We start from the raw sequence: 18111 nt of genomic DNA, 5'->3' as shown, positions 1-18111 counted from the left end.
GCCATGCTTGCCTGGACAGGCATAGCCCGAGGTGCAGAGGGGACAGCAAAATGGCCGACCAGATGGCGGACAGCGTGCGCTATGAAGTGAACGACGGACTCGCGACGATCACGATCAACCGTCCCGACGCGATGAACGCCATGAACACCGAGGCCAAGGTGGCGCTCCGTGACGCACTGAAGTCCGCGGCGGCCGACACCGCCGTACGGGCCGTTCTGCTCACCGCGACCGGGCGCGCGTTCTGCGTCGGCCAGGATCTGAAGGAGCACGTCGGCAAGCTCGCCGAGGCCCGTGAGTCCGGCGGCGGCAACGCGCTGAGCACCGTGCAGGAGCACTACAACCCGATCGTGCGGGCCATCACCGAGATGCCCAAGCCGGTCGTCGCCGGGGTGAACGGTGTCGCGGCCGGGGCCGGTTTCGGGTTCGCGCTGGCCTGCGACTACCGGGTGGTCGCCGACACCGCCTCGTTCAACACGTCCTTCGCCGGGGTCGCCCTGACCGCCGACTCGGGCGTCTCCTGGACGCTGCCCCGCCTGATCGGGCAGAGCCGCGCCGCCGACCTGCTGCTCTTCCCGCGGTCGATCTCCGCCAAGGACGCCCACGAGCTGGGCATCGTGAACAAGCTGGTGCCCGCCGCCGACCTGGCCGCCGAGGCCGCCGGTGTGGCGCGCGCCCTGGCGTCCGGTCCCACGGTGGCGTACGCCGCGCTCAAGGAGTCCCTGGCCTACGGCGCCGCTCACACCCTGAGCGAGGCGCTGGAGAAGGAGGACGAACTCCAGACGAAGGCGGGCGCGTCCGAGGACCACACGATCGCGGTGCAGGCGTTCCTGAACAAGGAGAAGCCGAAGTACCTCGGGCGGTAGCCGCCCCGACCGGGTCTACGCCCCCGCTCCCCCGCGCGCCACGCAGTCGGCCAGGTGGTCGTCGACCAGGCCGCAGGCCTGCATCAGGGCGTAGGCCGTCGTGGGTCCGACGAACCGCAGCCCGCGCTTCTTGAGGGCCTTGGCCAGCGCCGTGGACTCCGGGGTGACCGCGGCGACGTCTTCGACGGTGCGCGGGGCCGGGCGGCCGGCCGGATCGGGGGCGTGGGACCAGATCAGGTCGTCCAGCTCGCCGGGGCGCCAGTCGGCCAGGACCTTGGCGTTGGCGAAAGTCGCCTCGATCTTCGCCCGGTTGCGGATGATCCCGGCGTCGGCGAGGAGCCGCTCCTTGTCGGCGTCGGTGAACTCCGCCACGGCGGGGATCTTGAACCCGGCGAAAGCGGAGCGGAAGCCCTCGCGGCGGCGCAGGATCGTCAGCCAGGAGAGGCCGGACTGGAACGCCTCCAGGCAGAGCCGCTCGAACAGGGCATCGTCGCCGTGGACGGGCTTGCCCCATTCGGTGTCGTGGTACGCGAGGTAGTCCTCCGTGGAGAGCCCCCACGGGCAGCGCAGTCCGCCGTCCGGGGCCGTTTGTGCGCCGCCGCTCATCGGCGGGGCTCCTCTCCGGGTCGCTGGTTCTGTCCGGGGGTTCGCCACGGATCGGGCCGGGTGTCCTGCCAAGAGCCCTGTCCAGGGTCCTGCCGAGGTTCTTGCTGAGGTTCTTCCGGTGGTTCCTGCCGTGGTTCCTGCTGAGATTCCTGTCGGGGTTCCTGCTGAGGTTCCTGCCGAGATTCCCGTCGGGGTTCTTGCCGAGGTTCCTGCCGCGGGTCCTGGCCCGGCGCCTCCCACGGTGCCTTCGGACGCTCCTCGGGGCGCTCCGTGGCCGGCTGCGCCCGGTCCTCCGGCCGCTTGAGGAGACCGGGGCCGCCGACCGCGGTCGCCTGCGCCCCGGCCAGCGCCGACTCCAGCTCCGCGATCCGCGCGTCCCGCTCGGCGAGCTCGGCGCCGAGTCTGCCGAGCACCTCGTCGACATCCGTCATGCGGTAGCCGCGTACGGTCACGGGCAGCCGCACCGCCTCGACATCCGCGCGACCGACCGGACGCGTCGCGGGCAGCGGGTCGGTCAGCTGCTCGGGCGCCGCGTCCTGCAGGACGGCACTCTTCCCTCCGCCGACCACCGCGAGGGTGACCGCGGCCACGACCACCACCATCGCCAGCAACAAGAACCAGAACACGCGCATCTCCCCAAGAGCGGAAACCTGTCCGAGTCCGATCGTGCCATGCGGTACCGACAGTTAGGGTCGCAGGCGACCCACGGGCGATCTACCAGAGGAGATACACGGGATGCGAAGCGGTGCGCTCAGGCTTGGGCGGCGTGAATTCGGTGCGCACGAGCCGGTGATCATGGCGATCGTGAACCGTACCCCGGACTCCTTCTACGACCAGGGCGCGACCTTCCGGGACGAGCCCGCGCTCGCCCGGGTCGAGCAGGCGATCGCGGACGGCGCGGCGATCGTCGACATCGGGGGTGTGAAGGCGGGCCCCGGTGAAGAGGTGACCGCCGGGGAGGAGGCCCGTCGCACGGTCGGGTTCGTCGCGGAGGTGCGGCGCCGCCACCCGGATGTGGTGATCAGCGTCGACACCTGGCGCCACGACGTCGGCGAGGCGGTCTGCGAGGCCGGCGCGGACGTGCTGAACGACGCGTGGGGCGGCGTCGACCCGAAGCTCGCGGAGGTCGCCGCGCGGTACGGCGCCGGTCTGGTGTGTACGCACGCGGGCGGCGCCGAGCCGCGGACCCGGCCGCACCGGGTCGCGTACGACGACGTGATGACGGACATCCTGCGCGTGACGACGGGGCTGGCCGAGCGGGCGATCGGGCTCGGGGTGCGGCCGGACGGGATCATGATCGACCCCGGTCACGACTTCGGGAAGAACACCCGGCATTCCCTGGAGGCGACACGTCGGCTCGACGAGATGACGGAGACCGGCTGGCCCGTCCTCGTATCGCTGTCCAACAAGGACTTCGTCGGCGAGACGCTCGACCGGCCGGTGAAGCAACGGCTGCTCGGGACGCTCGCGACGACGGCCGTGTCGGCGTGGCTGGGGGCGCGGGTGTACCGGGTGCACGAGGTGGCTCAGACACGGCAGGTGCTGGACATGGTCGCGTCCATCGCCGGCCACCGGGAGCCGGCGGTCGCGCGGCGCGGACTGGCCTGAACGACCGGGGCTCCGCCCCGGACCCGCTCCTCGATCGCCGGGGTGGCCTGAGAACGCCCGTGCGGAGCCCCGGTTCCAGAGGGGCCTGTGATCCGGCCCTGATCCGCCGGTCACGGCACTAGTGGCCGACCCGGCCGACCTCCTTCGTGACGAGGTTGACCGCCTCGTCCACGTCGTCCGTGACGTGGAACAGCAGCAGGTCGTGCTCGGACGCCTTGCCCTGTGCCACCACCGTGTCCCGCAGCCAGTCCACGAGCCCGCTCCAGTACGCGGTGCCGAACAGCACGATCGGGAAGCGGGTGACCTTGCCCGTCTGGACGAGGGTGAGGGCCTCGAAGAGTTCGTCCAGGGTGCCGAGGCCGCCCGGCAGGACGACGAAGCCCTGTGCGTACTTCACGAACATCGTCTTGCGGACGAAGAAGTAGCGGAAGTTGACGCCGATGTCGACGTGCGGGTTGAGGCCGGACTCGAAGGGCAGCTCGATGCCGAGCCCGACCGAGATGCCCTTGGCCTCACGCGCCCCCTTGTTCGCCGCCTCCATGGCTCCGGGGCCGCCTCCGGTGATCACCGCGAAGCCGGCTTCGACGAGGGCCTTGCCGATCCGTACGCCCGCCTCGTAGTCCGGCCCGCCGGCCGGGGTGCGGGCCGATCCGAAGACGCTGATGGCGCTCGGCAGCTCGGCGAGGGCGCCGAACCCTTCGACGAACTCCGACTGGATGCGCATCACCCGCCAGGGGTCGGTGTGCACCCACTCGGAGTCGCCCTCGGTGTCCAGCAGCCGCTGGTCGGTGGTGCCGGGCTGTACCTGTTCCCTGCGGCGGAGCACCGGCCCCTGCCGCTGCTCCTCGGGGACGTGCGCTCCCTCGGGGTTGCCCATGACCTGCTCCCTCCGACGATCGATGACCATCACCGATGACCATCTGTGTCAGGTCAGGGTAGATCGACGGAGGTTACGACGAGGGGAATGCCGTGGGTCAGCTGGTGAGCCAGGAGCGGAGCCGTTCCTCGCAGTGGGTGATCCGGTCGACCGCCACGTGCTCGTTGCGCTTGTGCGCAAGGAGCGGGTCGCCGGGGCCGTAGTTCACCGCGGGGACGCCGAGGGAGCTGAAACGGGAGACGTCCGTCCAGCCGAACTTGGGCTTGGCGGTGCCGCCGACCGCCGCCATGAATGCCTTGGCCGCGGGGTGGGAGAGGCCGGGCATGGCCGCGCCCGAGTGGTCGTCGACGACGAATTCGGCGACACCGCAGTCCGCGAAGACCTCGTGGACGTGGGCGAGCGCCTCTTCGGCGGTGCGGTCGGGGGCGTACCGGTAGTTGACGACGACGGTGCAGGCGTCGGGGATGACGTTGTTGGCGACGCCGCCCTCGATCCGTACGGCGTTGAGGCCCTCGTGGTATTCGAGCCCGTCGATGACCGGGCGGCGCGGTTCGTACGCGGCGAGGCGGGCCAGGATCGGGGCGGCGGCGTGGATGGCGTTGGATCCCATCCAGCCGCGCGCGGAGTGGGCCCGCTCGCCCTCGGTACGGAGGAAGACCCGCAGGGTGCCCTGGCAGCCGCCCTCGACCTCGGCGTCGGAGCCCTCCAGGAGTACGGCGAAGTCACCCGCCAGCCAGTCGGGGTGGGCGGCGGCGATGTGACCGAGTCCGTTGAGGTGCGCGGCGACCTCTTCGTTGTCGTAGAAGACGAAGGTGAGGTCGCGGTTGGGCTCGGGCACGGTCGCGGCGATCATCAGCTGCACGGCGACGCCCGACTTCATGTCGGAGGTGCCGCAGCCCCACAGCACGCCGTCGTCGTCGAGCCGGGAGGGCACGTTGTCGGCGATCGGCACGGTGTCGATGTGCCCGGCGAGCACGACCCGCTCGGCACGGCCCAGGTGCGTCCGCGCGACGATGTTGTTGCCGTGCCGGTCGACGGTCAGGTGCGGCAGGGTGCGCAGCGCCGACTCGATCGCGTCGGCGAGGTCCTTCTCCTGACCGCTGACCGACGGGAAGTCGACGAGCCGGGCGGTGAGCGCGGGGCCGTCCAGGGTGAGATCAAGCGTGCTTTCGGGCATGGAACCGACCCTAGACGAACGGAACCGCCCGCGAGGGGCTGGGCCTGTCCGACCCCGATCCGCCGGATGGGGCCCTGGGGCCCTCGGACCCGGCCGGGCACTCCAGTACGGTGGCCCCGTGCCCCGGAAAGTCTCCCCCGCCCGCCGACACACCCGCCGCTCCCGCCTCTTGCGCTTCACGGCGGCCTTTGGCGTGCTCGCCGCGCTGGGCGGCTATCTGACCGTGCAATACGTATCCGGCAGCCGGTTCACCGAAGGGTGCACCGTGGAGTCCGCCGATGGTTCGGCCGGCCAGGGCCGGACGTACCGGCTGAGCCCGGAGCAGGCTTCGAACGCCGCGACGATCTCCGCGGTCGGCACCTCGCGCGGGATGCCGGAGCGCGCGGTGACGATCGCGCTGGCGACCGCGTTGCAGGAGTCGGCGCTGCGCAACATCGAGCACGGCGACCGGGACTCGCTGGGACTGTTCCAGCAGCGTCCCTCGCAGGGCTGGGGCACCGAGCAGCAGATCCTGGACCCGGTCTACTCCGCCGGGGAGTTCTACCGGCACCTGGCCGAGGTTCCCGGCTATTCACGGCTGCCGCTGACGGTCGCCGCGCAGCGGGTCCAGCGCAGTGGCTTCCCGCAGGCGTACGCGAAGCACGAGCCGGACGCGGCGTTGCTGGCGGCCGCGCTGACCGGCCGTACGCCCGCCACGCTGAACTGCACGCCGCCGCGGACGACGGCCGCGAAGGCCGACGCGGCGAAGGTGCGGGCCGAGCTGGTGCGCGCCTTCGGCAAGGACGTGCTGCCCGCGGAGCGTCCGTCCGCGAAGCGGGACGACAAGGGGGCGGCCGGTGCGTCGGCGACGGCGACGGCGACGCGCACGGTCTCGGTGCCGGTGCGGGCGGCCCGCGCCTCCGGGGACGACGACCCGTCACGGCGCGGCTGGGAACTCGCGCACTGGGCGGTCGCACGGTCCGAGGCGCTCCACCTGGAGGAGGTCGCGTACGCGGGCCGGTTGTGGAAGGCCGGGGACGGCTGGCGGACGGTGGGTACGGGCGGCACGGACGGCAAGGGCTCGGGCACCACCGAGGTCCGCATGGGGCTCGCGCCGTAGGCGGCCGGTGCGGTGGTCGGCCGGTGGCGTAGCCGCCCCCATTTCGTAGCCGCCCCCATTTCGTAGCCGCCCCCTGCCGTAGTCGTCCCCTGCCGTAGTCGTTCGGCAGTGCGAAGAGTCACCCGGAGGTGTTGTCCGGCCCCTCCGGAACACCCACGCACGCAACACCTCCCGACACCCTCTCCCCCATCCCCAATTCCCCTGCGTACAAAGAGAAGTGACGGTTCATCGGCCGTTCCGGGAATGCGGCGTCCGCCCGGGTTCGTCCATTGCGGATTATGTGACGCATTGCCGACTCTTTACCTCGGCGTACCGCAACCTCCCCCACCCTTACGACGGTTGTCACTGCGTCCGATCAACGGACAGACCGGTTCATCATCTTCCTCATTCCGTCGAAGGAGCATCATGTCCCTCCCCCTGACCCGCCGGATCGCCCGTGCCGCGCTGCTGATCGCCGCGGGTGCAGCCCCCGTGGTCGGTGCGGCCGGAGCCGCAGGTGCCGCGGAGCTCCCGCAGGCCCCGGAGCTCGGCGGTCTGACGACCGTCGACGGCGCCGGCCTCGGCAAGACGGTCGACGGCGCGTCGCAGCAGGGCACCAAGGCGGCGGGCGAGACCGGCGGCAAAATCGTCGGGACGGCCCTCCCGGCCGCGGGCAAGACCGTCGGCAAGGCCCGCGCCCAGGCCGCTCCGGCCGTGCAGAGCGCCGCGGGCGGTGCCGCGGGCAGCGCGGGCGAGGTCCTCGGCGGCGCTGCCGGTGCCGCGACCCAGGGCGGCCTGCCCACCCAGGGCCTGCCCACCCAGGGCCTGCCGATCGGCTGACCCGCACCGGCCACCGGCCGGCGCACCACATGCGAGGGGCCTCGGGAGTGCACTCCCGAGGCCCCTCGCATGTGGTGCCGGCTGTCAGGCCAGCCGCTTGACCGCTGCGGCCACCCGCTCGTCCGTCGCCGTGAACGCCACGCGTACGAAGCGGTCACCGGCCGGCCCGTAGAAGTCGCCCGGCGCCACCAGAATGCCGAGTTCCGCCAGGTACGCCACGGTCTCCCAGCACGGCTCGTTGCGCGTCGCCCACAGGTACAGGCTCGCCTCGCTGTGCTCGATGCGGAAGCCGTGTGCCTCCAGCGCAGCGCGCAGGGCCGCGCGCCGCTCCGCGTACCGGGTCCGCTGCTCGGCGACGTGCTCGTCGTCGCCGAGCGCCGCGATCGTCGCCGCCTGGACCGGGGCGGGCGTCATCATGCCGCCGTGCTTGCGGATCAGCAGCAGCTCGCCGAGCACGGCCGCGTCGCCCGCGATGAAAGCCGCGCGGTATCCGGCCAGGTTGGAGCGCTTGGAGAGCGAGTGAACGGCGACGACGCCCTCGTACGTACCGCCGCAGACGTCCGGGTGCAGTACGGAGACGGGTTCGGCCTCCCAGCCCAGCTCCAGGTAGCACTCGTCACTGAAGACCAGCACGCCGTGCTCGCGCGCCCAGGCGACGATCCGGGTCAGCTCTTCCTTGGACAGGACGCGACCGGTCGGGTTGGACGGCGAGTTGAGCCAGAGCAGCTTCAGGCCGGCCGGGTCCAGCTCGGCGGGGTCGTCGTAGACGACGGGCTCGGCGCCGCAGAGCCGGGCGCCCACCTCGTACGTCGGGTAGGCGAGGCGCGGGTACGCCACCTTGTCGCCCGCGCCGAGACCGAGCTGGGTCGGCAGCCAGGCCACCAGCTCCTTGGAGCCGACGACCGGCAGGACGTTCTCGTGCGCCACGGAGACCGCGCCGAGCCGCCGCTCCACCCAGCCGGTGATCGCGTCGCGCAGCTCGGCGGTCCCCCACACCGTCGGATAGCCGGGGCTGTCCGCGGCGGCGACGAGCGCCTGTTGGATCAGCTCGGGAACCGGGTCCACGGGCGTGCCGACGGACAGGTCCACGATGCCGTCCGGGTGGGCGGCGGCCGTCGACTTGTAGGGCGCGAGCTTGTCCCAGGGGAAGACCGGGAGACGGGAGGAGACTGCGGACACGGATCTCTGCTTTCTCGTACGGGGATTCCGAGGGGTGCTCGGGCCGCTCCGGCGGCAAAAACGCCTCGGTCCCGTACGCTGACGAGCCGTACGGGACCGGGGCGGCGCACCTGCCTGCCGTTGACTACTGGTTCTGCGGCGGCAGCGCGGCGATGAACGGGTGGTCGCGTTCGATCAGGCCCAGCTTGGAGGCACCACCGGGCGACCCGAGGTCGTCGAAGAACTCGACGTTCGCCTTGTAGTAGTCCTTCCACTCCTCCGGGGTGTCGTCCTCGTAGAAGATCGCCTCGACCGGGCACACAGGCTCGCAGGCTCCACAGTCGACGCATTCGTCCGGGTGGATGTACAAGGACCGCTGGCCCTCATAGATGCAGTCGACGGGGCACTCTTCGATGCAGGCCTTGTCCTTCACGTCGACACAAGGCTGCGCGATGACGTAGGTCACGCTGTCGTTCCTCCTCGGTAGGGCGTTGGCTCTCGCGCGGGAGCGCGGCGTCGTCGATGCCCACCCCTAGTATCTCCGTTCGCGGGCACGAACCGAACAGGAGGGGCGGAGAGAGCTGTGGAATTCACCATCGGCGGACAACTCGAAGTCCGAATTGCACCGGCTGACGTGGGCAAACGGGTATCAGTCCGGCGTACGTCGGCGAACGGCCCGCAAGGGGCGAAATTCACTGACACGGTTGGCGTTCTCACATCGTGGGACCACGGTGTGCTGTCGATCACAACGAAGAGCGGGGACTCCGTCCGCATCCCGGAATCGACACTGGTGGCGGGCAAGATCGTGCCCGCCGCCCCCGCCCGGCGGCGCGGTCCCGCGGCCTCCTTCGACGAACTCGCGCCCGTATGTGCCCGCGCCTGGCCGCCGGTGGAGAGCGAGCCGCTGGGCGACTGGCGGCTGCGCGCCGCCGGGGGGTTCACCCGGCGCGCCAACTCGGTGCTGCCGCTCGGCGACCCGGGCATGCCGCTCGACGAGGCGCTCGGGCGCGTCCGGCGGTGGTACGGGGAACGGGAGCTGCCCGCGTACATTCAGACGGCGACCGGTGCGGAGGGCACCCAGGAGCTGCTCTGCGCCGAGCTGGAGGAGCGCGGGTGGCGGCGCGAGGTGACGGCGGAGGTACAAGTGGCCGCGCTGGCGCCGGTCGGTGATCTGGACGCCGATGTGTCCCGGGTGCGGCTGAGCCGGGACCTCGACGAGGCGTGGCTCTCCCGCTATCAGCGCTTCGAGACGCCGGGGCCGCACGTCCTTCAGGTGCTGCGCGGCGGCCCGTCGGTGTGGTTCGCCGCCGTGCCCGGTGACGCCGAGGACGCCGCGCCCGCCGCGATCGGGCGGTGCGTGGTGGACGGGCGGTGGGCCGGTTTCATGGCCGTCGAGGTGGACCCGGCGCACCAGCGGCGCGGGCTCGCCTCCGCCGTGATGACCGCGCTCGCCCGCAAGGCCCTGGACGAGGGCGCCTCGGCGGCGTGGCTCCAGGTCGAGACGGACAACGACGGGGCGCGGGCGCTGTACGAAGGCATGGGGTTCGCGGTCCATCACCGGTATCACCACTTCCGGCCGGCGTGACGGGGCAGGGAGGCGCGATGAGTCCTCACGGGCCCGACGGGCCGGGGCGCCCCGGCCGGGACGAGTTGTACCGGCGGTTCGCCGAGGAGGCGCGCGCCGAGCGGCCGGACCTCGCGCTGCTCTGCCTGCTGCTGGGCGCGGTGGCCGACCCGGCGCTGGACACGAACGGGACCGACGCCGCACAGATCGAGCTGGACGAGCTGGCGGGCCGGCTCCCGTACGGGGTGCGGGGCGGCCGGGCCTGGGCCTCGGCCCTGGCGGAACTGCTCGGTGAGCGGTGCGGTTTCGCGGGCTCGTCGGCGGACTACCAGCGGCTGGAGTCGTCGCTGCTGCACGAGGTGCTGCGGCGGCGGCGCGGGCTGCCGATCCTGCTGTCCGTGGTGTGGATCGAGGTGGCGCGGCGGGCGGGCGCTCCGGTGTACGGGGTGGCGCTGCCCGGCCATTTCGTCGTCGGGTTCGGCGATCCGGCCGAGCGGGTGCTGGCCGATCCGTTCGACGGCGGCCGCCCGATGACCGGGCAGGACGCGGAGCTGCTGGTGGCGGGGGCGACCGGGGAGCCCCTCGGCGAGTCGATGCTGGTGCCGGCGCGGCCGCTGGAGATCGTGCTGCGGATCCTGAACAACATCAGGGCGTGGGCGGCAACCCGCCCGGAACGGACGGACGTGGCGCTCTGGGCGGTGGACCTCTCGCTGCTGCTGCCCTCGCACCCGGCGCGGCTGCGGTACGAGCGGGCGCAACTGCTCGTACAGAGCGGGCAGTTCCTGCGCGGGGCGGCGGAGATGGAGGAGTACGCGGAGGTCGTGGACAAAGTCGAACCCGAGGCGGCGGAAGCGATCCGGCGGAAGGCGCAGGCGGCGCGGGCGATGCTGAACTGAGCGCCGCGGGGTGCGCGGGCCCTCTCGCGCCCCGGTCCGCGACCCCGGTCCGCGCCCCCTCGCTCAACGCCGCTCTCTCACTCCCGCTCCCTCACCGCCGTCGCCAGTACCTCGGGGGCCGGCCCTCGTGCACGATGCCCAGGCGTTGCGTGGCCCGGGTCAGGGCCACGTACAGGTCGTTCGGGCCGCGCACCGAACGGTCGAGGACGGCCGCGGGGTCGGCCGGCAGTACCGCGTCGAACTCCAGCCCCTCGGCCTGCCGCACGCCGAGGACCACGACCCGGTTCCCCGGCGGTGCTCGACATGCTCTTGTCGAAGACGGCATGGGAATGGCTCTGCTGGGGCCAGCGCGCCCCTGCTCTCCGGAGCGCAGGGGACCACGACCGATTCCAGTGTCGGCGGGGCGAACCAATTTCCCGGCCCGGTCGTGTCCGGTTCGCCGACCGTATCGCCGACCCGGATGTCGCCGAGTCCCCGGAGCTTGGCGATCCGGCCGGCTCCGACCGCCGCCTCGCGCAGGACCGAACCGCGGTCGAAGACCCTGATCGCGGTCACTTTCCCCTCACCACGCCCCGCCGCCGCTGCCCGCGTGTCCGTCGCTCCGGCCGAACGGCACCCGATCTCGGACCCGTACCGTGCCCGAGAACATCCGGACGTACGCGATCTTCTCGCCGCCCGGCCCCCGCTCGACCTTGAAGACGGTGCCCGACACCGGCCCCTCGGCATCGCCCGAGCTCGCGGGCAGCAGCTCCCTGACCTCGCTGATCAGGGCGGCCACCCCCACTCCGGTGATCGCCGACCCGAAGAACACCGGACGCACCAGCGCCTGCCCGGTCTGTACCGTCAGCCCTTCGCGCAGCCTGCGGTAGGGGAGCGGCGCCGCGTTCTCGTCGTACGCGGCCAGCAGCGCGTCGTCGTGGTCGGTGAGAAGCTCGGCCGGCCGGTGCCCCGGCCCACGCGTCCGGGAGATCCCAGCCGGCCGGAGCGGTCAGCGAGGCACAGCGCGGTCGACTCGGCCAGGGCTCCGCCCCTCAGAGCGGTCCGGGGCGAAGCCCCACCGCGACCCGGCACACTGCGGTCCTCGCCCCAATTCCCTTGCCTTCAACGGGCGTTCATGCCAACCGAAAGACCCATCGCGGACCGCGAAGACGCCCGGACAGTCGAACGGAAAACTCGGCAAACGAGTGGACCGTCGCCGCCCAAACCTCCGCCCGGCGCTGCATGCAGTCCAACGGGTGATTATCGACGATTCGCCACTCGAAGGGCCCACGACCTGGCTCCACTACGGCGCTCCCCGCTGGCGCGAACCCCCATTCCGGCTGACGGTGGATCACGTCGCCACTGCCCCACACTGAGTCGACAGCCCGTCACTCTGCGCAGTTGCGGCGGAAGGAATGTGTTCAGATGCGCTCTGCCCGCACACTGTTCGCTTCGGCCGCTGTCACAGCGGTCCTCGCCATCACCGGTCCCTCCGCCTACGCCATGGTCACGGCGGCGGACTCGGGACATGACCAAGGCTCCTCGTCGTCGCGCGGCGACGAGCACGGAAGGGACGACAACGGCGACCGCGGCGGCCGGGAGGACCACGGCGACCGCGGCGGTCGGGACGAGGGCCGCGGCGACGACCGCGGCGGTCGGGACGAGGGCCGCGGCGACGACCGCGGCGGCCGGGACGAGGGCCGCGGCGACCGCGGCGACGACCACGGCGGCCGTGACAAGGGCCGGCCGCAGGGTGGTATGCACACCGGCGGTGGCTTCATGGCCGGCATCGTCACCGGCGACCGCGACAACGGACGCGACGAAGGCGGTCGCGACGGTGACCGCGGCCGTGACGAAGGTGGCCGTGGCGGCGACGAAGGCGGTCGCGACGAAGGTGGCCGCGGCGGCGACGAAGGTGGCCGCGGCGGCGACGAGGGCAAGCCGCGCGGTGGTATGCACACCGGCGGCGGCTTCATGGCCAAGGTCGTCGCAGGCGACGAGCGTGGTCGTGGCGGCGACGAGGGCGGCCGCGGCGGCGACGAGGGCGGCCGCGGCGGCGACGAAGGTGGCCGCGGCGGCGACGAAGGTGGCCGCGGCGGCGACGAGGGCGGCCGCGGCGGCGACGAAGGCGGTCGCGGCGGCGACGAAGGTGGCCGCGGCGGCGACGAAGGCGGTCGCGACGAAGGTGGCCGCGGCGGCGACGAGGGCAAGCCGCGCGGTGGTATGCACACCGGTGGCGGCTTCATGGCCACGACCCTCACCAGCGACCGCGACGAGGGCGGCCGTGACGAGGGCGGCCGCGGCGGCGACGAGGGCGGCCGCGGCGGCGACGAAGGCGGCCGCGGCGGCGACGAAGGCGGCCGCGGCGGCGACGAAGGCGGCCGCGGCGGCGACGAAGGCGGCCGCGGCGGCGACGAAGGCGGCCGCGGCGGCGACGAAGGCCGTGGCGAGGGCAAGCCGCACGGTGGTATGCACACCGGCGGCGGCGGGATGGCGATGACCGGTAGCAGCCTGGCCGCCGGTTCGGTGCTGCTGCTCGGCGGCATCGGCGCCGGCGCGTACAAGCTGCGCCGCCGTCAGTCCTCGGGTGGCGCGATCGCCTGACCGGGCCCAGCCCTCAGCCGGTCGTTACGTTGTCGCGGCCGTCGTCCCTCGGGGCGGCGGTCGCGGCGCCTTCGTTTCACCGGCGCCACCGCCCTATCCGGCCCCACCAGTCCGTCCGGCCCCGCAGCCTGTCCGGCCCCTACCGGTCGAGCCCCGGCACACCCCCCTCAACACCACGCAAGTGCAAGTGAAAGGCACGTCCCCATGGCAGCCGCCCCGCAGTCACCCGGCTCCGCCCCCTCCCGGACCGCCCCCGGATCCACACTAGGCCGCGCCTTGACGTGGCCTGCCGTGGCAGCCGGGCTCGGCATGCTCCTCATCTACAACTCGATCAACCCCTCGGTCGACGACAAGCCCCCGGCCCCGCCCGCCGCCGCTGTCGCGCCCGCCGTGCCCGAGGTCCTCGGCTCCCACGCCCCGCCCCCTCCCGTCACCCCGTCGGAAGCGCCCGTCGGCCCGGCGATGTCCCGTTCCGTACCGAAGCGGCTCCAGATTCCGTCGCTCGCTGTCAACGCACCGTTCACCGGCCTGGCCGTCGGCGCCGACGGCCGGCTGACCCCGCCGCCCGCCAACGACCCCAACCTGGTGGGCTGGTTCAAGGACGGCGTCACCCCCGGCGAGCGCGGCGCCGCGATCGTCGCGGGCCACGTCGACACGATGACCGGTCCGGCCGTGTTCCTGCAGCTTCAGTTCCTCAAGCCGGGTGCCACGGTCGACATCACCCGTGCCGACGGCTCGGTCGCCACGTTCAAGGTCGACACCGTCGAGACGTTCAGCAAGGCCAATTTCCCGGACAAGCGCGTCTACTTCGACACCCCGTCCGCGCAACTCCGCCTGATCACCTGCGGCGGCGCGTACAACAAGACCGTCAAGGACTACGAGGACAATGTGGTGGTCTTCGCCCACCTCGACTCCCCCAAGAACGGCTGACGGCCGACCGGCGGCCCACGACGCCGCGATGCGACCACCCGCCGGGGGCGGCACGGACCCCGAGTCCGTACCGCCCCCGTACGTACGTCTTCCTCAGCGCCGCAGGCCGTCACCCTTGACCGCCGTGACGAACGGCGTCCAGGCCGAGGCCGCGAAGACGACGGCCGGTCCGTGCGGGTCGTGGTCTCGGTGAACCGAGCGGAGAACGCCCCCATTGCCTTTCTCTCGACGCTCTACAGCCAGCCCTTCTCGCGGGCGATGCGGACCGCCTCCGCGCGGTTGCGGACCGCCAGTTTCTGGATCGCCGTCGAGAGGTAGTTGCGGACCGTGCCCTGGGAGAGGTGGAGTGCGGCGGCTATCTCCGCGTTCGTGGAGCCGTCCGCCGCCGTGCGCAGCACATCGCGTTCGCGGTCGGTGAGCGGGTTCGCCCCGTCGGCGAGCGCGGCGGCCGCGAGGGTGGGGTCGATGACGCGCTCCCCGGCGAGCACCTTCCGTACCGCCGAGGCCAGTTGGGCGGCCGGGGCGTCCTTCACCAGGAAGGCGTCGGCGCCCGACTCCATGGCGCGGCGCAGGTAGCCGGGGCGGCCGAAGGTGGTGACGACGACGACTTTCACGGCCGGAAGTTCGCGCCGCAGCGCCGCCGCCGCGTCGATGCCCGTCATGCCCGGCATCTCGATGTCCAGGAGCGCCACGTCGATGCGGTGCTCGTGGGCCGCGGCGAGCACCTCGTCCCCGCGGGCGACCTGGGCCACCACCTCGATGTCGGATTCCAGGCCGAGGAGTGCCGCGAGAGCCTCGCGCACCATGGACTGGTCCTCGGCGAGGAGGAGTCTGATCATGCTCATTCCGTGGATCCTAGGCCGGATCCGAGCGGAACGGTCAGGGTCAGGGTGAAGCCTTTACCGGATGCGGAGCGGGAGTTGCCGGCCGGGGCGATCAGCGTGCCGTCGACCGTGGCGAGGCGTTCGGTGATGCCCGTGAGGCCGTTGCCCGGTTCCGTGCCCGAGGCGCCGACGCCGTCGTCCGCGACGGTGAGTTCGAGGACCCGGCCGTCGAGGGTCTGGCGCGGGACGAGGGTGACGGTGCAGTGCCGGGCGCCGCTGTGGCGTACGACATTGGTGACGGCTTCGCGCAGCGCCCAGGCGAGCACCTCCTCCGGCTTCTCGGGAACGTCCTCGGGAGCCTCGGCGGGGACGTCGGCGGTGATGCCCGCGGCGGCGAGTGCGGTACGGGCTCCGGCCAGTTCGCCGGGGAGGGTCGGACGGCGGTAGCCGGTGACGGCGCCGCGTACGTCGACCAGGGCCTGGCGGCTGACCCGTTCGATGTCCGCGACCTGCGCGGCGGCCTGCTCCGGATGGTCGGGGAGCATCCGCCCGGCCAGCTCGCTCTTGAGCGCGATGAGCGAGAGGGAGTGGCCGAGCAGGTCGTGCAGATCGCGGGCGAGCCGCAGCCGCTCCTCGTTGGCGGCGAGCTGGGCGACGGTCGCGCGGGCTTCGCGGAGCTGGATCATCGTTCGGATCATCTGCCGTACGCCGGTCATCGCGAAGCCGCCGAGGAGCGACGGGAAGACCAGGGCGGTGATGATCTCGCGGGGGTGGTCGTCGGTGAGGCCGAGGAGGACCAGGACGGTGACGACCGCGGGAATCAGCCAGCGGGCGGTCCGCAGCGGCAGTGTGGCGCCGACGGAGACCGCCACGTACACGAAGAGGACCAGCCAAGCGGTGCCGAGCGTCAGGGAGAGAGTGACGGCGAGGGCGCCGAGGAAGGCGATCGAGGACTGGACGACGCGCCGGTCGAGGGCCTTCGACGTGTGGCGGAAGACCAGCACCAGATAGGTGCCGACGAAGACCAGCAGACCCAGTATGCCCAGGGCGGTGCCCCACGGGGTGTGGTGGCCGTCGGACAGGTCCTTGACCGGGGCGCTCATGAACGCGAGCCAGACACCGATCCAGAGCAGCTTGATCCCGACCTGCCGGCGGCTCGTCGGCGGGCGCCCGGCACCCACGTACTCCTCCTCGTCGTTCACGCCTTCAGGGTGTCCTTCCGGTAGAGCCAGGCCGCTCCGCCCGCGAAGATCAGGAAGTAGACGCAGAGGACGGCGACGTCCTTGCCGTGCGGCGACCCGCCCATTTCGATCGCCTGACCGAGAGAAGCGTACGCGTGTGTGGGCAGCCATTCGGAAATGTTCTGGAGCCACTGTGGGAAGGTCGCGCTGGGCATCCACAGACCGCCGAGGATGGAGAGCCCGAAGTAGATGATCATCGTGATCGGGCGGACCGCGTCGCCGCTGGCGATGTAGCCGATGGCGGCCCCGAGCGCGGCGAAGGCCAGCGAACCGGCCCAGATGACCCCGGTCAGCGCGAACCACTGCCAGGTGTCCAGCCGTACGTGTTTGACGGTGGCGGCAACCAGGAACACGACCACGATGCAGGGCAGGGTGACCATCGCCGCACCGGCGATCTTCGCCAGGACGTAGCCGCGACCGGGCAGTGCGGTGAGCCGGAGCTGGCGGACCCAGCCCTTCTCGCGCTCCTTGGCGATGCGTTCGCTGTTGCCCATGAGGACGGCGGTCAGCGCGCCGAAGGAGGCCATCGAGACCATGAAGAAGGCCTGGAGGGTGAGGTCGCTGTCGGGGACCTTGTCCGTGGTGTTCCGGGTGCCGGAGATCAACAGGTAGATCACCGACGGGTAGATGACCGAGAAGAACATGAATTTCTTGTTCCGCAGGGTGCGGGTCACTTCGAGCCGGATGAGGGCCCACGAGAAGAAATTCAGCACGGGGTCTTGGCCTCCTCGGCCTCGGTGATGGCGACGAAGGCCTGCTCCAGGCCGAGTCCCGCGACTTCGAGTTCGCGCGGGTAGAGGCCGAGCCCGTAGACCGCGTGGACGGTCGCGTCGGCGTCGTGCGACTGGATGCGGACCCCGTTGCCGCTGATGTCGAGGGTGGACAGGAACGGCAGGCCGCGCAGGGCCGCCTCGTCGACCGGGCCCTCCAGCTCGAAGGAGATCCGGCGGGCCCCGGCCTTCGCCTTGATCTCGGCGGCCGTGCCGTCGGCCAGCAGCCGGCCCTTGTGGAGGACGAGGACGCGGTCGGCGATCGCGTCGGCCTCTTCGAGGTAGTGGGTGGCGAACAGGACGGTGCGGCCCTGCTCGGCCTGCTCGCGCATGGTCGCCCAGAAGGCCTGGCGGGCCGTGACGTCCATGCCGGTGGTCGGCTCGTCGAGGACGATCAGGTCGTTGGCCCCGGCGGTGGCGAGCGCGAACCGTACGCGCTGCTCCTGGCCGCCGGAGAGCTTGTTGACCATGCGGTCGGCGATCTGCGCGATGCCGGCGCGGGACAGCACCTCGCCCACCGGGTGGGGCCTGGGGTGCAGATCGCAGGCGAGGCGGACGAGTTCCCCGACCGTGACATCCTCCATCAGGCCGCCGCTCTGCAGCATCGCGCCGACGCGGCCCGCGGCGATGGCGCCCTGCGGGGTGGTGTCGAAGACCCGGACCGAACCGGAGTCCGCGGTGCGCAGGCCGAGGAGCAGATCCAGGGTGGAGGACTTTCCGGCGCCGTTGGGGCCGAGGAGCGCCACGGTCTCGCCGGGGTGCAGATCGAGGGTGAGTCCGTCGACGGCGCGCACCGTCCCGTACACCTTGCTGACCCGGTCGAAGCGGACCACGGCGGTCTTGGCTCCGGTGGTCTCGGGGGCTGTCGTTGTCATGCGTCCAGCGTGGCGGAGCGGGGGGTGGGCTCGGCAGGGCCGTGGGTCGTGGAATCCGGATGACAGATGTCATGCGGAGCGCGTGACACCGGACGCCGGTGGGGGTGGCGGGGGCGGGCGTCGGGAGCACCTGTGGGTGGCGGGGGCGGGCGGGCGTCAGAAGCACCTGTGGATGGCGGGGGCGGACGGGCGGGCGTCAGAAGCACCTGTGGGTGGTGCGC

Annotated in this window: 20 protein-coding genes; 7 read left to right on the top strand and 13 right to left on the bottom strand. The window is 72.1% G+C overall.

Annotation, left to right across the window (positions count from 1 at the left end; all coding sequences use genetic code 11):
* Positions 1-50: 50 nt before the first annotated feature.
* Positions 51-863 carry an enoyl-CoA hydratase/isomerase family protein gene (locus OH735_RS24775; RefSeq protein WP_406383726.1) on the top strand — a complete coding sequence of 271 codons (813 nt, stop codon included), beginning with the start codon at positions 51-53 and terminating at the stop codon, positions 861-863.
* A 15-nt stretch (positions 864-878) separates the two neighbouring features.
* Here OH735_RS24775 and OH735_RS24770 read toward each other — a convergent pair whose 3' ends face one another.
* Both OH735_RS24770 and OH735_RS24765 read right to left on the bottom strand, forming a co-directional pair.
* On the bottom strand, positions 879-1469 hold the full coding sequence (locus OH735_RS24770; protein WP_406383725.1) for a DNA-3-methyladenine glycosylase I: 591 nt from the start codon (positions 1467-1469) through the stop codon (positions 879-881).
* Positions 1466-2095, bottom strand: a complete 630-nt coding sequence (locus OH735_RS24765; RefSeq protein ID WP_406383724.1) for a DivIVA domain-containing protein — start codon at positions 2093-2095, stop codon at positions 1466-1468. Before OH735_RS24765 ends, OH735_RS24770 begins: the two co-directional genes overlap by 4 nt.
* 109 nt (positions 2096-2204) lie before the next feature.
* Between OH735_RS24765 and folP the strand changes: the two genes are divergently transcribed.
* Positions 2205-3077 (top strand): dihydropteroate synthase, encoded by an 873-nt coding sequence (folP, locus tag OH735_RS24760; RefSeq protein WP_406383723.1) that lies wholly within the window; start codon positions 2205-2207, stop codon positions 3075-3077.
* Positions 3078-3195: 118 nt separating this feature from the next.
* Here folP and OH735_RS24755 read toward each other — a convergent pair whose 3' ends face one another.
* Both OH735_RS24755 and dapE read right to left on the bottom strand, forming a co-directional pair.
* Positions 3196-3954 carry a TIGR00730 family Rossman fold protein gene (locus OH735_RS24755; RefSeq protein WP_406383722.1) on the bottom strand — a complete coding sequence of 253 codons (759 nt, stop codon included), beginning with the start codon at positions 3952-3954 and terminating at the stop codon, positions 3196-3198.
* A 97-nt stretch (positions 3955-4051) separates the two neighbouring features.
* Complete coding sequence (gene dapE / locus OH735_RS24750) at positions 4052-5131, bottom strand: succinyl-diaminopimelate desuccinylase (RefSeq protein ID WP_406383720.1); 1080 nt, start codon at positions 5129-5131, stop codon at positions 4052-4054.
* 118 nt (positions 5132-5249) lie between these two features.
* Here dapE and OH735_RS24745 point away from each other — a divergent pair, with 118 nt between their 5' ends.
* Both OH735_RS24745 and OH735_RS24740 read left to right on the top strand, forming a co-directional pair.
* The gene (locus tag OH735_RS24745; protein ID WP_406383719.1) at positions 5250-6230 is read left to right on the top strand and encodes a hypothetical protein; all 981 of its coding nucleotides are present in this window, start codon (positions 5250-5252) and stop codon (positions 6228-6230) included.
* Positions 6231-6635: 405 nt separating this feature from the next.
* Positions 6636-7049: an ATP-binding protein gene (locus OH735_RS24740; RefSeq protein ID WP_406383718.1), complete on the top strand. Its 414-nt coding sequence runs from the start codon at positions 6636-6638 to the stop codon at positions 7047-7049.
* 84 nt (positions 7050-7133) lie between these two features.
* On the opposite strand, the gene dapC is transcribed toward OH735_RS24740, so the two are convergent.
* The gene (gene dapC, locus OH735_RS24735; protein ID WP_406383717.1) at positions 7134-8228 is read right to left on the bottom strand and encodes a succinyldiaminopimelate transaminase; all 1095 of its coding nucleotides are present in this window, start codon (positions 8226-8228) and stop codon (positions 7134-7136) included.
* A gap of 124 nt (positions 8229-8352) precedes the next feature.
* Complete coding sequence (gene fdxA / locus OH735_RS24730) at positions 8353-8673, bottom strand: ferredoxin (protein ID WP_037688837.1); 321 nt, start codon at positions 8671-8673, stop codon at positions 8353-8355.
* Between the two features lie 117 nt (positions 8674-8790).
* Between fdxA and OH735_RS24725 the strand changes: the two genes are divergently transcribed.
* Together OH735_RS24725 and OH735_RS24720 are read left to right on the top strand one after the other, a co-directional pair.
* Complete coding sequence (locus OH735_RS24725) at positions 8791-9792, top strand: GNAT family N-acetyltransferase (protein ID WP_406383716.1); 1002 nt, start codon at positions 8791-8793, stop codon at positions 9790-9792.
* A 17-nt stretch (positions 9793-9809) separates the two neighbouring features.
* A complete protein-coding gene (locus OH735_RS24720; protein ID WP_406383715.1) occupies positions 9810-10667 on the top strand; it encodes a tetratricopeptide repeat protein in 858 nt (285 codons plus the stop codon).
* A 91-nt stretch (positions 10668-10758) separates the two neighbouring features.
* Here the strand turns inward: OH735_RS24720 and OH735_RS24715 are convergent, their stop codons facing one another.
* The 3 genes from OH735_RS24715 to OH735_RS24705 form a co-directional block, all read right to left on the bottom strand.
* Positions 10759-10944, bottom strand: a complete 186-nt coding sequence (locus tag OH735_RS24715; RefSeq protein WP_406383714.1) for an ATP-binding domain-containing protein — start codon at positions 10942-10944, stop codon at positions 10759-10761.
* A gap of 285 nt (positions 10945-11229) precedes the next feature.
* The gene (locus OH735_RS24710; protein WP_406383713.1) at positions 11230-11478 is read right to left on the bottom strand and encodes a hypothetical protein; all 249 of its coding nucleotides are present in this window, start codon (positions 11476-11478) and stop codon (positions 11230-11232) included.
* Positions 11479-11906: 428 nt separating this feature from the next.
* Positions 11907-13121, bottom strand: a complete 1215-nt coding sequence (locus OH735_RS24705; protein WP_406383712.1) for a hypothetical protein — start codon at positions 13119-13121, stop codon at positions 11907-11909.
* Between the two features lie 333 nt (positions 13122-13454).
* On the opposite strand from OH735_RS24705, the gene OH735_RS24700 reads away from it, so the two are divergent.
* On the top strand, positions 13455-14180 hold the full coding sequence (locus OH735_RS24700) for a class F sortase (RefSeq protein WP_406383710.1): 726 nt from the start codon (positions 13455-13457) through the stop codon (positions 14178-14180).
* Between the two features lie 233 nt (positions 14181-14413).
* Here OH735_RS24700 and OH735_RS24695 read toward each other — a convergent pair whose 3' ends face one another.
* The 4 genes from OH735_RS24695 to OH735_RS24680 are packed head-to-tail and all read right to left on the bottom strand — an operon-like array spanning position 14414 to position 17890.
* Positions 14414-15025, bottom strand: a complete 612-nt coding sequence (locus tag OH735_RS24695; RefSeq protein WP_406383709.1) for a response regulator transcription factor — start codon at positions 15023-15025, stop codon at positions 14414-14416.
* On the bottom strand, positions 15022-16206 hold the full coding sequence (locus OH735_RS24690) for a sensor histidine kinase (RefSeq protein ID WP_406383708.1): 1185 nt from the start codon (positions 16204-16206) through the stop codon (positions 15022-15024). Before OH735_RS24690 ends, OH735_RS24695 begins: the two co-directional genes overlap by 4 nt.
* Positions 16203-16958, bottom strand: coding sequence for an ABC transporter permease (locus tag OH735_RS24685; RefSeq protein WP_406383707.1), 756 nt, complete (start codon positions 16956-16958; stop codon positions 16203-16205). The genes OH735_RS24690 and OH735_RS24685 overlap by 4 nt, the downstream gene beginning before the upstream one ends.
* Positions 16952-17890 carry an ABC transporter ATP-binding protein gene (locus OH735_RS24680; RefSeq protein ID WP_406383706.1) on the bottom strand — a complete coding sequence of 313 codons (939 nt, stop codon included), beginning with the start codon at positions 17888-17890 and terminating at the stop codon, positions 16952-16954. The genes OH735_RS24685 and OH735_RS24680 overlap by 7 nt, the downstream gene beginning before the upstream one ends.
* Positions 17891-18111: the final 221 nt, after the last annotated feature.

The organism is Streptomyces sp. NBC_01618 (assembly GCF_045209435.1).
Taxonomy (GTDB): Bacteria; Actinomycetota; Actinomycetes; order Streptomycetales; family Streptomycetaceae; genus Streptomyces.
The sequence above is the reverse complement of the archived record's forward strand: the minus strand, read 5'-3'. Positions and strand labels throughout refer to the sequence as shown.

Excerpts from the sequence above, each read along its gene's own strand:
- OH735_RS24775 (WP_406383726.1), top strand. The coding sequence starts at position 51 with ATGGCCGACCAGATGGCGGACAGCGTGCGCTATGAAGTGAACGACGGA.
- OH735_RS24770 (WP_406383725.1), bottom strand. The coding sequence starts at position 1,469 with ATGAGCGGCGGCGCACAAACGGCCCCGGACGGCGGACTGCGCTGCCCG.
- folP (WP_406383723.1), top strand. The coding sequence starts at position 2,205 with ATGCGAAGCGGTGCGCTCAGGCTTGGGCGGCGTGAATTCGGTGCGCAC.
- OH735_RS24755 (WP_406383722.1), bottom strand. The coding sequence starts at position 3,954 with ATGGGCAACCCCGAGGGAGCGCACGTCCCCGAGGAGCAGCGGCAGGGG.
- dapE (WP_406383720.1), bottom strand. The coding sequence starts at position 5,131 with ATGCCCGAAAGCACGCTTGATCTCACCCTGGACGGCCCCGCGCTCACC.
- OH735_RS24740 (WP_406383718.1), top strand. The coding sequence starts at position 6,636 with ATGTCCCTCCCCCTGACCCGCCGGATCGCCCGTGCCGCGCTGCTGATC.
- OH735_RS24720 (WP_406383715.1), top strand. The coding sequence starts at position 9,810 with ATGAGTCCTCACGGGCCCGACGGGCCGGGGCGCCCCGGCCGGGACGAG.
- OH735_RS24700 (WP_406383710.1), top strand. The coding sequence starts at position 13,455 with ATGGCAGCCGCCCCGCAGTCACCCGGCTCCGCCCCCTCCCGGACCGCC.
- OH735_RS24695 (WP_406383709.1), bottom strand. The coding sequence starts at position 15,025 with ATGAGCATGATCAGACTCCTCCTCGCCGAGGACCAGTCCATGGTGCGC.
- OH735_RS24680 (WP_406383706.1), bottom strand. The coding sequence starts at position 17,890 with ATGACAACGACAGCCCCCGAGACCACCGGAGCCAAGACCGCCGTGGTC.